The sequence below is a fragment of the Streptomyces sp. NPDC013457 genome (genome assembly GCF_043089925.1).
Taxonomy (GTDB): domain Bacteria; phylum Actinomycetota; class Actinomycetes; order Streptomycetales; family Streptomycetaceae; genus Streptomyces.
This window is the reverse complement of record NZ_JBICBL010000001.1, coordinates 243,234-255,707: the sequence shown is the minus strand read 5'-3', so window position 1 is coordinate 255,707 and position 12,474 is coordinate 243,234. Positions and strand designations below refer to the sequence as shown.

13 protein-coding genes are annotated in these 12,474 nt (G+C 72.1%); 11 read left to right on the top strand and 2 right to left on the bottom strand.

The window, feature by feature from the left end; genetic code table 11:
• The first annotated feature begins 2 nt into the window (after positions 1-2).
• The 6 genes from ACF1G2_RS01180 to ACF1G2_RS01155 are packed head-to-tail and all read left to right on the top strand — an operon-like array spanning position 3 to position 3,114.
• A complete protein-coding gene (locus tag ACF1G2_RS01180; RefSeq protein ID WP_391796202.1) occupies positions 3-719 on the top strand; it encodes a GvpL/GvpF family gas vesicle protein in 717 nt (238 codons plus the stop codon).
• 55 nt (positions 720-774) lie between these two features.
• On the top strand, positions 775-1,023 hold the full coding sequence (locus tag ACF1G2_RS01175; protein WP_391796201.1) for a gas vesicle protein GvpG: 249 nt from the start codon (positions 775-777) through the stop codon (positions 1,021-1,023).
• Between the two features lie 21 nt (positions 1,024-1,044).
• On the top strand, positions 1,045-1,506 hold the full coding sequence (locus ACF1G2_RS01170; RefSeq protein WP_391796200.1) for a gas vesicle protein: 462 nt from the start codon (positions 1,045-1,047) through the stop codon (positions 1,504-1,506).
• The gene (locus ACF1G2_RS01165; protein ID WP_391796199.1) at positions 1,503-2,468 is read left to right on the top strand and encodes a GvpL/GvpF family gas vesicle protein; all 966 of its coding nucleotides are present in this window, start codon (positions 1,503-1,505) and stop codon (positions 2,466-2,468) included. Before ACF1G2_RS01170 ends, ACF1G2_RS01165 begins: the two co-directional genes overlap by 4 nt.
• Positions 2,465-2,680: a gas vesicle protein gene (locus ACF1G2_RS01160; protein ID WP_352186722.1), complete on the top strand. Its 216-nt coding sequence runs from the start codon at positions 2,465-2,467 to the stop codon at positions 2,678-2,680. Before ACF1G2_RS01165 ends, ACF1G2_RS01160 begins: the two co-directional genes overlap by 4 nt.
• Positions 2,677-3,114 carry a gas vesicle protein K gene (locus ACF1G2_RS01155; RefSeq protein ID WP_391796198.1) on the top strand — a complete coding sequence of 146 codons (438 nt, stop codon included), beginning with the start codon at positions 2,677-2,679 and terminating at the stop codon, positions 3,112-3,114. The genes ACF1G2_RS01160 and ACF1G2_RS01155 overlap by 4 nt, the downstream gene beginning before the upstream one ends.
• 187 nt (positions 3,115-3,301) lie before the next feature.
• On the opposite strand, the gene ACF1G2_RS01150 is transcribed toward ACF1G2_RS01155, so the two are convergent.
• Both ACF1G2_RS01150 and ACF1G2_RS01145 read right to left on the bottom strand, forming a co-directional pair.
• Positions 3,302-4,975, bottom strand: a complete 1,674-nt coding sequence (locus ACF1G2_RS01150; RefSeq protein ID WP_391796197.1) for an acyl-CoA dehydrogenase family protein — start codon at positions 4,973-4,975, stop codon at positions 3,302-3,304.
• 93 nt (positions 4,976-5,068) lie between these two features.
• Positions 5,069-5,686, bottom strand: coding sequence for a TetR family transcriptional regulator (locus ACF1G2_RS01145; RefSeq protein WP_391796196.1), 618 nt, complete (start codon positions 5,684-5,686; stop codon positions 5,069-5,071).
• A gap of 112 nt (positions 5,687-5,798) precedes the next feature.
• Between ACF1G2_RS01145 and ACF1G2_RS01140 the strand changes: the two genes are divergently transcribed.
• The 5 genes from ACF1G2_RS01140 (at position 5,799) to ACF1G2_RS01120 (ending at position 12,432) form a co-directional block, all read left to right on the top strand.
• Positions 5,799-6,404: a TetR/AcrR family transcriptional regulator gene (locus ACF1G2_RS01140; RefSeq protein ID WP_391796195.1), complete on the top strand. Its 606-nt coding sequence runs from the start codon at positions 5,799-5,801 to the stop codon at positions 6,402-6,404.
• 253 nt (positions 6,405-6,657) lie between these two features.
• Positions 6,658-7,581 (top strand): TauD/TfdA dioxygenase family protein, encoded by a 924-nt coding sequence (locus tag ACF1G2_RS01135; protein WP_391796194.1) that lies wholly within the window; start codon positions 6,658-6,660, stop codon positions 7,579-7,581.
• 256 nt (positions 7,582-7,837) lie between these two features.
• A complete protein-coding gene (locus tag ACF1G2_RS01130; RefSeq protein ID WP_391796193.1) occupies positions 7,838-9,145 on the top strand; it encodes an MFS transporter in 1,308 nt (435 codons plus the stop codon).
• Positions 9,146-9,201: 56 nt separating this feature from the next.
• Positions 9,202-10,914, top strand: a complete 1,713-nt coding sequence (locus tag ACF1G2_RS01125) for an aldehyde dehydrogenase family protein (RefSeq protein ID WP_391796192.1) — start codon at positions 9,202-9,204, stop codon at positions 10,912-10,914.
• 39 nt (positions 10,915-10,953) lie between these two features.
• Complete coding sequence (locus tag ACF1G2_RS01120) at positions 10,954-12,432, top strand: long-chain fatty acid--CoA ligase (protein WP_391796191.1); 1,479 nt, start codon at positions 10,954-10,956, stop codon at positions 12,430-12,432.
• Positions 12,433-12,474: the final 42 nt, after the last annotated feature.

Sequence of the window (12,474 nt, the reverse complement as noted above, 5' to 3'; positions counted from 1 at the left end):
CGATGGCCCTCTACGTCTACGCCATCACCGCGCAGAGCCACCCCCTCGACCTGAAGGGACTGACCGGCGTCGGATACGACCCGTCTCCCGTACGCGCCGTCGCCGCCGGGTCGCTGTGCGCGGTGGTCAGCGACATCTCCGAGGAGATCCGGCCCAAGCGGCGTGACCTGCTGACGCACCAGGAGGTGCAGGAGCGGCTCATGCGGGACGGGCCCGTCCTGCCGCTGCAGTTCGGGTACACCGCCGCCGACGACTCGTCGGTGGAGGAGGTGCTCCGCAGGGACGCGGACGGCTATCTCGACACCCTCGAACGGCTCGACGGATGCGCCGAGTACCACCTGAGAGCGTCGCAGGACGAGGAGGTCCTCCTCCGTCAGATCCTCTGGGAGTCGCCCGAAGCCCGAGAGCTCAACGAGCGGATCCGGGCCGGGGATCAGGACCCCCAGCTGCCGCTGGCCCTCGGCCGGCTGGTCTCGGCACAGGTTCAGGGCAGGCAGGAGGCCCTGGCGTCCGGGCTGGTCGAGGCGCTTCTTCCCTTCGCGCGTGAGCACACGCTCCGGCCCGCGTCCGGACCCGACTTCCTCAACGTATCCCTGCTGATCCCGGACGACCGCAAGGACGAATTCCTGACGGCTCAGTCGAACATCGCCCGCGAGATCGACGGCGGCGTCGAGTGCCGGCTCAGCGGCCCTCTGCCACCGTACAGCTTCGTACAGTGACGGCCTCCGGGAACGTGTGGGACGCGATGCCGCAACAGGAAGGAGTGAGCGACACATGGGACTGCTGACACAGCTGCTGACCCTTCCGCTGGCCCCGGTGCGAGGTGTCGTCTGGGTCGCCGAGCGGGTGACGGAGAAGGCCGAGGAGGAGTACTACGACCCCGCTCCCATCTGGCGTGAGCTCGCGGAGCTGGAGAGCCGGCTCGTGAGCGGGGAGATCGATCAGGACACCTTCGACCAGCGCGAGGACGAACTGATCGACCGGCTGGAGGAGATCACCGCCTATCGGCAGCGGATGCCATGACCCGGAATCGAGGACGGTCACGTGTCTGAACCCCTACCCGACAGGTTCGGGTCCGTTCCCTCCCGCGCGGCACCGGCGCCGTACGGGCCGAGTTCGTCCGCCAATCTCGCGGACATCCTCGAACGCGTCCTCGACAAGGGCATCGTCATCGCCGGGGACATCCGCATCAACCTGCTCGACATCGAACTGCTCACGATCAAGCTGCGGATCGTGGTCGCGTCCGTGGACAAGGCGAAGGAGATGGGGATCGACTGGTGGGAGCACGACCCTTCCCTCTCGTCGAAGCACACGGGCGGCCCCCTGGCGGAGGAGAACCGGCGGCTCCGCGCGGAGTTGGAGGCGCTGCGGCGCGACTCGCTCGCCGCCGGCCGTGAGCCGTCCGACACCGATGCGGACGCGGACGCCAGGACGGAAGCCGACGAAGTGTTCGGAGCGGAGAGTCCCGCGCCCCGCCGCCGGGCACCCCGAGGACGTGAGGCATGAACGGCCGGGACGGACTCACCTACGTCTACGCCGTGGCCGCCGACACCCCGGCGCTGCGCGCTTCCCTCGACGGCGTCCAAGGGATCTCAGGAGTACCCGTGTTCCTCCTCGGCGGGCAGCGGCCGGGCGTGGACGCGGGCACCGTCCAGGGCGGCGGCCCTGATGCCGTCGCGTTCGTCGCCAGCCGTGTCCCGGCGGACGAGTTCGACGAACCGACCCTGAAAGAACGGTTCGAGGACCTGGAGTGGCTCGAGGGCGTCGCCCGGGCCCATCACGAGGTCGTCCAGGCCGTCGGCCGCCACGGCACCGTCCTCCCGCTGAGGATGGCCACGGTCTACCAGAACGACGAACGCGCCCGGCAGGCCCTCGCCGCCCAGCGCCAAGCGTTCGCCGAGCGACTCTCGCTGCTGCGCGGCAGCAGTGAGTTCGGAGTCAAGCTGTACGTCTGCCCCGCGGTGCCTCCGGAGGACGGTGGGAACCCCGCCGATTCCCCTGACGCATCGTCACTCAGCCCCGGGAAGGCCTATCTGCGCAGCCGCAGAGCCCAGCACCGCGCACGTGAGAACCGCTATGAGCCCGCCGAGCGCGCCGCCGCGCGGGTGGAGGAGCTGGCCTCCCGGTTCAGCACCCACCGCGTACGCCACCCGGCTCAACGAGGCGCACTGGCAGGCCCGGAGGAGAACGTCCTCAACGACGCCTATCTCGTCCCCGCCGACCAGGCCGACGAGTTCAGGAGCACGCTCGCCGGGGCGGTGGAGGACATAGACGGCGTACGCATGGAGGTGACCGGGCCATGGGCCCCGTACTCCTTCGCCATGCCGCCGCCACCCACGTACGAGTCCGCCACCTCCGAACATCCCTCCTCCGAACATCCCTCCTCCGAGACTGTCACCTCCGAACCGATCGCCTCCGAACCGCCGGCCGCGCAGCGGTCCGCCGAGAGGAACGGGCGCACACCATGACCGTCGCACGGTCCACCGAGTCCCTGCCCGGCCGCCAGGTCGCCCTGGTCGACCTGCTCGACAGGCTGCTCAGCGGGGGAGTGGTCCTCTCCGGAGACATCGTGCTGTCGATCGCCGACATCGACCTCGTCCGCATCTCGCTCAGGGCCCTCATCGTCTCCGTGGACGCGGAGTCGGACCCGTTCACGACGGTGGACCGGGGGCAGGCGTGACGAGCGACGGTCCGGCACGGAAGAAGCGCGAAGCCTCCCCGGACGCAGACGCGCGCCCCGACGCCTCCGCACCCCTGCGCGAGGTCGGCCCCGCCCTGAGCAACGCGTTCCGCCTCCTCCAGGCACCGCCCGCCCGGGCCGGCGAACCGCCGCGTCCCGCACGCCGGATCCGCGCCGACCGCGAGTCCGTGGAGGAGGACCTCCTCAAACTGGTCCTCACACTGGTGGAGTTGCTCCGCCAGCTCATCGAGAGGCAGGCGCTGCGCCGCGTCGACGCGGGAGATCTCACCGACGCACAGGAGGAGGAGCTGGGCGCCACGCTGATGGCCCTGCACGACGCCCTGGCGGACCTCTGCGCCGAACACGGCTACACGCTGGCCGACCTCAACCTGGACCTCGGCCCACTCGGCCCCCTGCTGCCGCCCCAGGACTGACAGGATCCGTCCCCGCCGGCCCCCGGCTCACCCGTCGGTGCGCGCCGGCTCTCCCCGCCTGTGCGGGCGGTCGGTGAGGAAGGGCGGCGGGCTCGGGCCGGCGGCGCCGTCAGGGAGGCCGGCGACTGACGGACGGGCCCGTCCACATCACCGCCGTTCGGAGCGGACGCGCACCCGGCCTCCGGGCTCACCCCAGTCCGGCCGGGAGCCGTTCGATCACCGACGCGAGGTCCGTGCCCGCCGGCAGCGTACCGAAGGCGAGGCCACGGTCGCCGGCCAGCCTCGAGGCGCAGAAGGCGTCCGCCACCGGTGCGGGGGCGTGTCGTACGAGCAGGGAGCCCTGGAGGACGAGGGCGAGGCGCTCCACCAGCCGCCGGGCGCGCAGCTCGGCGTCCTCCGGCCGGGCCAGCTCGCCGAGCACCTCCCGCCACGCCGCGTCGAGCCGGGCGTCGGCGCCCGCCGCCGCCTCCACCTCGGCGCGGAAGGCCTCCAGCGACTCCGGTTCGCGGAGCAGGGCGCGCAGTACGTCGAGGGCGTTGACGTTCCCCGAGCCCTCCCAGATGCCGTTGAGCGGAGCCTCGCGGTAGAGCCGGGGCATGCCCGAGGCCTCGTCGTAGCCGTTGCCGCCCAGGCACTCCAGGGCCTCGGCGACGGCCGCCGGCTGGCGCTTGCAGACCCAGTACTTGCCGACCGCGGTGGCCAGACGGAGGAACGCGCGCTCGCCCGCGTCACCGCGATGGGCACGGTCGGCCGCGCCCGCGACCCGCAGGGCCAGGGTGGTCGCGGCCTCCGACTCCAGGGCCAGATCCGCGAGGACGTTGCGCATCAGCGGCTGTTCGATGAGCCTGGCGCCGAACACCGAGCGGTGGCGGGCGTGGTGGGCGGCCTGGGCGAGGGCCGCGCGCGTGCCGGACGCCGAGCCGAGGATGCAGTCGAGCCGGGTCATGGTCACCATGTCGATGATGGTCCGCACTCCCTTGCCCTCCTCGCCGACCAGCCAGGCCACGGTGTCGTCGAACTCGGGCTCACTGCTGGCGTTGGAGCGGTTGCCGAGCTTGTCCTTGAGCCGCTGGATACGGAAGGTGTTGCGACCGCCGTCGGGCAGCACACGCGGGACGAGGAAGCAGGACAGCCCGCCCGGCGCCTGGGCGAGGACGAGGAACAGGTCGTTCATCGGGGCGCTGGTGAACCACTTGTGGCCCCGCAGCCGCCAGCTCCCGTCGGCCGTCGGCACCGCCGTCGTGGTGTTGGCCCGTACGTCGGTGCCGCCCTGCTTCTCGGTCATGCCCATTCCGGCCAGGAGGCCGCGCTTGGCGCCGGGAGCCCGCAGGACCGGGTCGTAGGCGCGGCTGGTCAGCAACGGCTCGTACTGCGCCGCGAGTTCGGGGGAGTGACGCAGGGCCGGCACCACGGCGTACGTCATCGACACCGGACAGCCGTGTCCCGCCTCTGCGGAGCTCCACACCATGAAGCCCGCGGCGCGCGCCACATGGACGCCGGGCCGTTCGTCGGCCCAGGGCGCGCCGGCCAGGCCCTCACCGATCGCGACGTCCATCAGGGAGTGGTACGACGGGTGAAAGTCGACCTCGTCGACGCGGTGGCCGTAGCGGTCGTGGGTGCGCAGTACCGGCTCGTACCGGTTGGCCTCCTCGGCCCATCGCTGGACCTCCTCGCTGCCGGCGCGACGGCCGATCCGGTGCAGATCGTCGACGTACCACGCGGCGCCCTCCCGCCGCACGCCCTCCAGCAGGACCGGGTCCTCCGCGACGTCGTGGCCGACCAGCGGAGGCGCCTGGTTCGTCACCTCGTGGGTGCGGGCGGTGGGGTTGCTGACCGGGCGCGCGTCGGCGGTGGTCGTCATGATGATCGAGTCCTTCGCAGTCGTCGGGAGGAGTGGCGGGGCGTCGGGACGGGCGGTGCGGTCGTCATCCGTGTGGGGCGGTCACGAGCCCGGTCAGCCGGCCTGGGCCCGCCCGGTGCCCAGGCAGCGCAGCGACATGGCGGTCAGCTCGGCGATGAGCCCTTCCGTGGAGTCCCCGTCGGAGGCGCCGAGCGGGTCGACCAGTACCTCGCCGATGGCGCCGGTCAGGGCGGCGGCGGTGACCTCCGCGTTCTGCGGCGGCAGTGCCCCCGAGGCCACCCCCTCGCTCACGACCTCGGCGAAGAGCGTCCGGTACCGGCGGCGGAACTCCAGGCGTTCGGCACCGACCGCGGGCTCGGCGGGCGCCGCGAGCAGGGCGTAGGCCAGGCCACGGCGTTCGAGCGACCGGCGGGCGAACACCTCGACGCCCCGGGCGATTCGCTCGACGGGGTCACCCGGGCTGCGCAGCACCTCGCCCAGCACCTCGACCTCACGCCCGGAGGCGCGCCGGAAGACCTCGACGGCAAGCGCCGCCTTGGACGGGAAGTGCTGGTAGACCGAGCCGGCCGCGATGCCGGCTGCGGCAGCGACGGCGTTCACCGACGCCTGCGCCCATCCCACGTCGGCCACGACGTCGGTGGCCTGCTGCACCAGATGCTCGCGAGCGCTGCTGAGGCGGGCCAGCTCGGCGGGGGTCTTCCGGTATGCCATGGAAGTAGTGAATCACCGTTCAGACCTTCACGCCAGACGTCCGTGCGTTGCCGGACCCTCGCCCCGCGTGGCCGGATTGGGTGATCATCCTCGTCGCCCGTAGGGTCAGGGCATGGTCGACGAGCGGGCGGGGCAGGGCGGCGGGCGAGGCCCGGGGCGGCCCCGGGAGGAGCGGGTCACCCGTGCGGTGCTGGACGCTGTCGTCGCGCTGGTGGCCGAGCAGGGCATGGGTGCGGTCACGATGGACGCGGTGGCCGCCCGGGCGGGGGTCAGCAAGCCGTCCATGTACCGGCGGTGGCCGACCAAACAGGACCTGGTCATCGCTGCCGCCGAGTCGAGGGTCGGCCCCTTGTCCGTTCCGGACATGGGGAGCTTCCGCGACGAGCTGCGGGCCGTGCTCACGGCGCGTCTGGAGGCGTACCGCGTTCCCGGGGTCGACCGGCTGCTGGCCGGCGTGATCGCTGCCGCGGCCGAAGTGGACGCCGAGCGCGGCCCCTACGGGGAGTACACGGCGCGCGTCACGGGGGAGATGCGGAACATCATCGAGCGGGGGATCGTGCGAGGCGACGTCCGGCACGGTATCGACGTGGACGCGGCGGTGACGCTGGTCGCCTCCTCGCTGGTGTTCCGGATGATCGCCGAGCAGCGGATGCCCGACGAGCGGCTGGTGGACTCGGTGGTGGACCTGATCGGCCGCGCCGTCGGCGCCACGCCCTGACCGGACTTCCCTGACCGGACTTCCCGGCCCGGGACTTCCCTGACCGGCCTTCCCGGCACCGGCCTGCCCGGCACCGGACTTTCGGGCGCTGGCCTTACTGGCACCGGGCTCCCGGGCGTTCACCCTGTGGTTCCTCCTGGGTCGACAGTTTCGTTACCGGCAGTTTTGAATTCGATGGCCGCAACCCCTTGCCGACGGCGTCGACGCATATCAATACTGCCGGTATCGAATTTCCGAGCCGTTCGGAGGGATCATGGACGCCGTCGTCGTCTCCCCCAAGCCCGTACTCGACAAGCCTCTGATGCACTACGGCACGCGTGTGCTGGACCGTGTGTCGCCCGGCACGCCGGAGAGCCGGTACGAGCTCCTCGGCATCACCCCGCTCACTCCGCACTTCGGCGCCGTGCTCGGCGGCGTCGACCTCACCCGGGGGATCGGCGAGGCTCTCGCCGAGGAGCTGCGGCGGGCGCTGCTGGAGTGGAAGGTGATCTTCTTCCGCGGCCAGACCGGCTTCACGGCCGAGCACCACCTCGCGCTGGCCGGCGTCTGGGGCCCGCCGGAGCCCAACCCGTTCTTCCCCGGCACCGAGCACGCCGGGGTCTCCCGCCTCGCCAAGGACGCCAAGTCCCAGGGGAACAAGAACATCTGGCACAGCGACCACTCCTTCATGGCCAATCCGGCCCTCGGTTCCGTGCTCCGCGCCATCGAGGTGCCGTCCGCCGGCGGCGACACGATGTGGGCGGACATGGGCGCCGCGTACGACAACCTCTCGGCAGAGCTCAAGGAGCGGATCGAGGGCCTCACCGCGGTCCACGACTGGGAGCCCAGCTGGGGCGCCCTGATGAACGACGCGCAGAAGGCGGCCTTCCGTGCGAACTGGCCGCAGGTCGAGCACCCGGTCGTCGTGCGCCACCCGCGCAGCGGCCGCCGGACGCTCTACGTCAACGAGCCCTTCACCACCCGCATCGTCGGCCTGTCGGACGCCGAGAGCCGTGAACTCGTCGACGAGCTGGTGCTGCAGGCTCGCATCCCCGAGTACCAGGTCCGCTTCCACTGGGAGGCCGACTCGATCGCCATCTGGGACAACATCGCCACCCAGCACTACGCGATCAACGACTACTACCCGCGCCGCCGGGTGATGGAGCGCATCGCGATCGAAGGCGTTCCCTTCTCCTGACCCTTATCCCGACCCGTCGCCTCACCGGTCCGGGGCCGACCGCGGGCCCCGGACCTCGGACCTCGGACCTCGGACCTCGGACCTCGGACCTCGGACCTCGGACCTCGGACCTCGGACCTCGGACCTCGGGCCTCGGGCCTCGGGCCCCGGACCGCGAGCCCCGTCGGCCTGCTCGTGCTCCATCCGCCTTCGCCGCTCTCCCCTCCCGCCCTCCCCGCCCGGCGACGACGCCGGCCGCACCCCCTCCGGAGGATCCGTGACCGCCGCTGACACCACGTCGAGGCAGCTCGGCGACGCGACGCCGGAAGACCGCCGCACCAGGTCCCGTGCCTGGACCGTCACCGGTCTCCTCGTCGTCTTCATGATGATCAACTTCGCGGACAAGTCCGTGCTGGGACTGGCGGCCGACGAGATACGCGCCGATCTGAGCCTCAGCGCCACCCAGTTCGGCCTCGCCAACAGCGCGTTCTTCCTGCTCTTCTCGGTCGCCGCCGTCGTGGTCGGCATGTACGCCGACAAGGTCCGGCCCGCCACCGTGATCCTGATCATGGCCCTGCTGTGGTCGGTGGCGCAGGTGCCGCCCGCGATCGGCGGCGGACTCGCCGTGCTGATCGGCTCCCGGATCATGCTCGGCGCCGCCGAGGGCCCGGCCTTCCCGGTCGCCCAGCACGCCACGTTCAGCTGGTTCCCCGATCACCGGCGCAATCTGCCCGGCGCCCTGGTCACCCTCGGCATCACCCTCGGCGTGATCACCGCGGCCCCCGGACTCACCTGGATCATCGACCACCACCACTGGCGCACGGCCCTGTGGGTACTTGCCGCCGTCGGGCTGCTCTGGGCGGTGGCCTGGTACTTCCTCGGCGGCACCGGAGCACACCGGACCGCCGACGCCCCGGCCGGTGATACCGCCACCCCCCTGGTCCCCGGCGCGCCCGTCCCCTACCGGCGCATCTTCTCCACCCCCACCTGGCTCGCCGTCACCGCCGCGTACTTCACCTGCTATTGGGGCGTCGCGCTGACGCTCGTCTGGCTGCCGTCCTACCTGCACAACGGACTCGGCTACTCCTCGGCCGAAGCCGGCCGGCTCGTGGTGCTCCCGTGGGTGATGGGCGCGGTCGTCCTCCTGACGCAGGCGGGCATCACCGGATGGCTGATGCGGCGCGGCGTCAGCACCCGGTGGGCACGCGGCGGTGTCGGCGGTGCGGCGCTCGGTCTGGGCGGGCTCGTCTGCCTCGGCGTGCCGCTCGCGGACGGTGCCGGCGCCAAGACCGCGCTGCTGGCCGTCGGACTCGGTCTGGCCGGTTCGTACGCCGCCGTCGCGGCCACCACCGTCTCCGAACTCGCCCCGCCCGCCCGCGCCAGTGGGGCCCTCGGAGTGATGAACGCCGTGGTCACCACGGCTGGTCTGGCGGCTCCCGCCATCGTCGGCGTCATGGTCGACAAGCAGGGCACGGACGGCTACCAGAACGCCGTCGTCATCACCGGCGCGATGCTGCTCGTCGGTGGGCTGCTCTCCGCCACCCTCGTCGACCCGTCCCGCGACCGGGCGCGGCTGCGCACCTGAGACCCACTTCCGGCAGCTCGCCCCCGCGCTCCCCCTCGATCAGGAGTTGAAGCCCCATGACCTCCGTCCCCGCCCTCGACACCGCCCACCTCGACCGTGCCGTCGCCGACCTGCGGGCAGGTGCCGAGACCTGGGCGGCCACCCCGATCGAGGAACGGACAGCGCTGCTGGAGCGCCTGCTCCCGCGGATCGCCGCCCGCGCCGCGGCGATGGTCGCGGACGCCGCCGGGGCCAAGGGCTTCGCTCCCGACTCCCCGTGGGCCGCCGAGGACTGGATCGGTGCCCCCTGGGCCCTCGCCCAGGGGGTGAGCGCCCAACTGCACGTCCTGCGCCGGATCGCATCCGGCAAGCCGCCCGTCGACCCGGGCGCCGTGCGCGAGCGCGGCGGGCGCGCCGTCGTGGACGTCTTCCCCGCCACCGGCTGGGACACCCTGCTCCAGAACGGGACCACGGCCCAGGTGTGGACCAGGCCCGGCACCACGGCGCGGCAGGTCCTCGACCGCGCCGCCGGGGAGTACCGCGGACGTGCCGGCCGCCCCGCCGTCGCGCTGGTCCTGGGCGCCGGGAACGTCGCGGCCATCACACCGCTCGACATCCTGTACAAGCTCTACGCCGAGGGACAGACCGTCCTCGCCAAGATGAACCCGGTCAACGACTACCTCCGCCCCCACTTCGCCCACGTCTTCGGCGAGTTCGTCGAACAGGGCTGGGTGCGCTTCGTCGACGGCGGGGCCGACGTCGGCGGGTACCTGGCCGCCCACGACCACGTCGACACCATCCACGTCACCGGAAGCGAGCGCACCCACGACGCCATCGTGTGGGGCACCGACGAGCAGGCCGCCGAGCGCCGCCGCTCCGACACACCCCTGAACGCCAAGCCTTTCAGCAGCGAACTCGGCGGTGTCACGCCGTGCATCGTGGTGCCCGGCGACTGGAGCGCCGCCGACTTCCGGTACCAGGCCGAACACATCGTCACCAGCAAGATGAACAACTCCGGCCACAACTGCGTCGCCAGCCAGATCCTGATCCTGCCCCGCGACTGGGAGGGCGGCGACCGGCTGCTCGGCGAGATCCGCCGGGTGCTGAGCGAGCTGCCGCCGCGCGCCGACTACTACCCGGGCGCGGAGAGCAGGCTGGACGCGGTCCTGGCCGCCCATCCGCGGGCCGAGGTGCTCGGCGACGGGACGTGCCGCGTGCTCGTACCCGACGTCACCGCCGAGGACGACGTCCTGCTCACCGACGAGGTCTTCGGGAGCGCGCTCGGCGTGGTCAGGCTGCGGGGCGCGACCCCGGAGGCGTTCCTCCGCGAGGCCGTCGACTTCGCCAACGACAGGCTGCCCGGCACCCTGGGCGCGACGCTCATCGTCCATCCCGCGACCGAGCGTGCCCACAGCGCGGCCGTCGACTCCGCCGTCGAGGAACTCCGCTACGGCACCGTCGGTGTCAACGCCTGGTGTGCGATCGGCTTCCTGCTCGGGTACACGCCCTGGGGGGCGTACCCCGGCCACACCCGGCAGGACATCGGCAGTGGCATCGGCTTCGTGCACAACGCGTTCCTGCTGGAGGACGTCGAGAAGACTGTGCTCCGCTCGCCGTTCGCACCCGCCCCTCGCGGCCTGTTCACCGGCTCGCCCTCACTGGCGCCGCGTCCGCCGTACTTCGTGACCCACCGCACCGCCCTGACGACCCTCGAACGGCTGACCCGCTTCACGGCGGCACCCTCCGTCGCCGGCCTCCCGGGCCTCTTCGCCTCCGCCCTGCGCGGCTGACCCCGCCACGACCGCCCGAACGCACCCGAAAGGCGCCCCATGAACCTCGCCGACATCCTGCTCCGCACCGCCGCGGAACACGGCCCCCGTACCGCCGTCGAGCTGGGCGACAGCGCCCTCACCTACGACGAACTCGCCACCGCCTCCGGCCGGGTCGCCGCGCTGCTCGCCGACCGCGGCGTCAACCCCGGTGACCGGGTCGGGGTGATGCTGCCCAACAGCCTCGACTTCCCCGTCCTGTACTACGGCATCCTGCGCGCTGGCGCCGTCGTCGTCCCGATGAATCCGCTCCTGAAGTCCCGGGAGATCGCCCACTACCTGCGGGACTCCGGGGCGGTGCTGCTGTTCGCCCACGAGATGTGCGCCGCCGAGGCGGCGCGTGGCGCCGAGGACACCGTGGCGAACGTGATGGAGCTCGCCGCCGGGACGCTCACCGACCTGCTCGCCGACTACGCGGAGCCGATCGGTCCGCGGCCCTGCGCCGACGACGACACCGCCGTACTGCTCTACACCTCCGGCACCACCGGCTCCCCGAAGGGCGCCGAACTCACCCACGCCAACGTGCTGCGCAACTCCGAGATCTCCGCGCGCTCGCTGTTCCGACTCACCTCCGACGACGTGATCCTCGGCTGTCTGCCGCTCTTCCACACCTTCGGCCAGACCTGTGCCATGAACACCGCGGTCACCGCCGGCGCGCGGCTGACCCTGACGGCCCGCTTCGACCCGGCCGACGTGCTGCGGACCGTCCAGGACCGGGGCGCCACCATCTTCGCCGGGGTGCCCACGATGTACGCCGCACTGCTCGCGGCCCGTACGGCGCAGACCGAGGCGTACGACACCTCCACCCTGCGCCTCTGCGTGTCCGGCGGCGCTTCCCTGCCCGTCGAGGTGCTGCACGGGTTCGAGAAGGCCTTCGACGTGCCCGTCCTTGAAGGCTTCGGAATGTCCGAGACCTCGCCCGTCGCCTGCTTCAACCACCTCGACCGCCCGCGCAAGCCCGGCTCGGTGGGCACTCCGATCGAGGGTGTCGAGCTGCGCCTGACCGACGTCCGCGACGGTGTCGGGGAGCTGTGCGTGCGCGGCCACAACGTGATGAAGGGCTACCTGGGCCGCCCGGAGGCGACGGCCGAGGCGCTCCAGGACGGCTGGCTGCGCACCGGCGACCTCGCGCGCGTCGACGAGGACGGCTACTACTACATCGTCGACCGGAAGAAGGACCTCATCATCCGCGGCGGCTTCAACGTCTACCCGCGCGAGGTGGAAGAGGTGTTGTACGAGCACCCCGCCGTGGCCGAGGCGGCGGTCGTCGGCGTGCCCCATCCGACCCTCGGCGAGGAGGTCGCGGCCGCCGTCACGCCACGCCCCGGGGCGGACGTGACCGTCGACGAGCTGCGCGAGTTCGTACGGGAGCGGGTGGCGCCGTACAAGTACCCGCGGGAGATCCGGCTGGTGGAGGCGCTGCCGAAGGGTGCCACCGGAAAGATCCTCAAGAGGGAGATCACCTTCGGTGACGCGTGAGCCGTGACGGTGCGGGTGTGGGTGCGGGTGCCGGTGCGCGTG

Coding starts and splice junctions, on each gene's coding strand:
- ACF1G2_RS01140 (WP_391796195.1), top strand. CDS start 5,799: ATGGTCGACGAGCGGGCGGGGCAGGGCGGCGGGCGAGGCCCGGGGCGG.
- ACF1G2_RS01160 (WP_352186722.1), top strand. CDS start 2,465: ATGACCGTCGCACGGTCCACCGAGTCCCTGCCCGGCCGCCAGGTCGCC.
- ACF1G2_RS01175 (WP_391796201.1), top strand. CDS start 775: ATGGGACTGCTGACACAGCTGCTGACCCTTCCGCTGGCCCCGGTGCGA.
- ACF1G2_RS01125 (WP_391796192.1), top strand. CDS start 9,202: ATGACCTCCGTCCCCGCCCTCGACACCGCCCACCTCGACCGTGCCGTC.
- ACF1G2_RS01120 (WP_391796191.1), top strand. CDS start 10,954: ATGAACCTCGCCGACATCCTGCTCCGCACCGCCGCGGAACACGGCCCC.
- ACF1G2_RS01145 (WP_391796196.1), bottom strand. CDS start 5,686: ATGGCATACCGGAAGACCCCCGCCGAGCTGGCCCGCCTCAGCAGCGCT.
- ACF1G2_RS01150 (WP_391796197.1), bottom strand. CDS start 4,975: ATGACGACCACCGCCGACGCGCGCCCGGTCAGCAACCCCACCGCCCGC.
- ACF1G2_RS01165 (WP_391796199.1), top strand. CDS start 1,503: ATGAACGGCCGGGACGGACTCACCTACGTCTACGCCGTGGCCGCCGAC.
- ACF1G2_RS01135 (WP_391796194.1), top strand. CDS start 6,658: ATGGACGCCGTCGTCGTCTCCCCCAAGCCCGTACTCGACAAGCCTCTG.
- ACF1G2_RS01180 (WP_391796202.1), top strand. CDS start 3: ATGGCCCTCTACGTCTACGCCATCACCGCGCAGAGCCACCCCCTCGAC.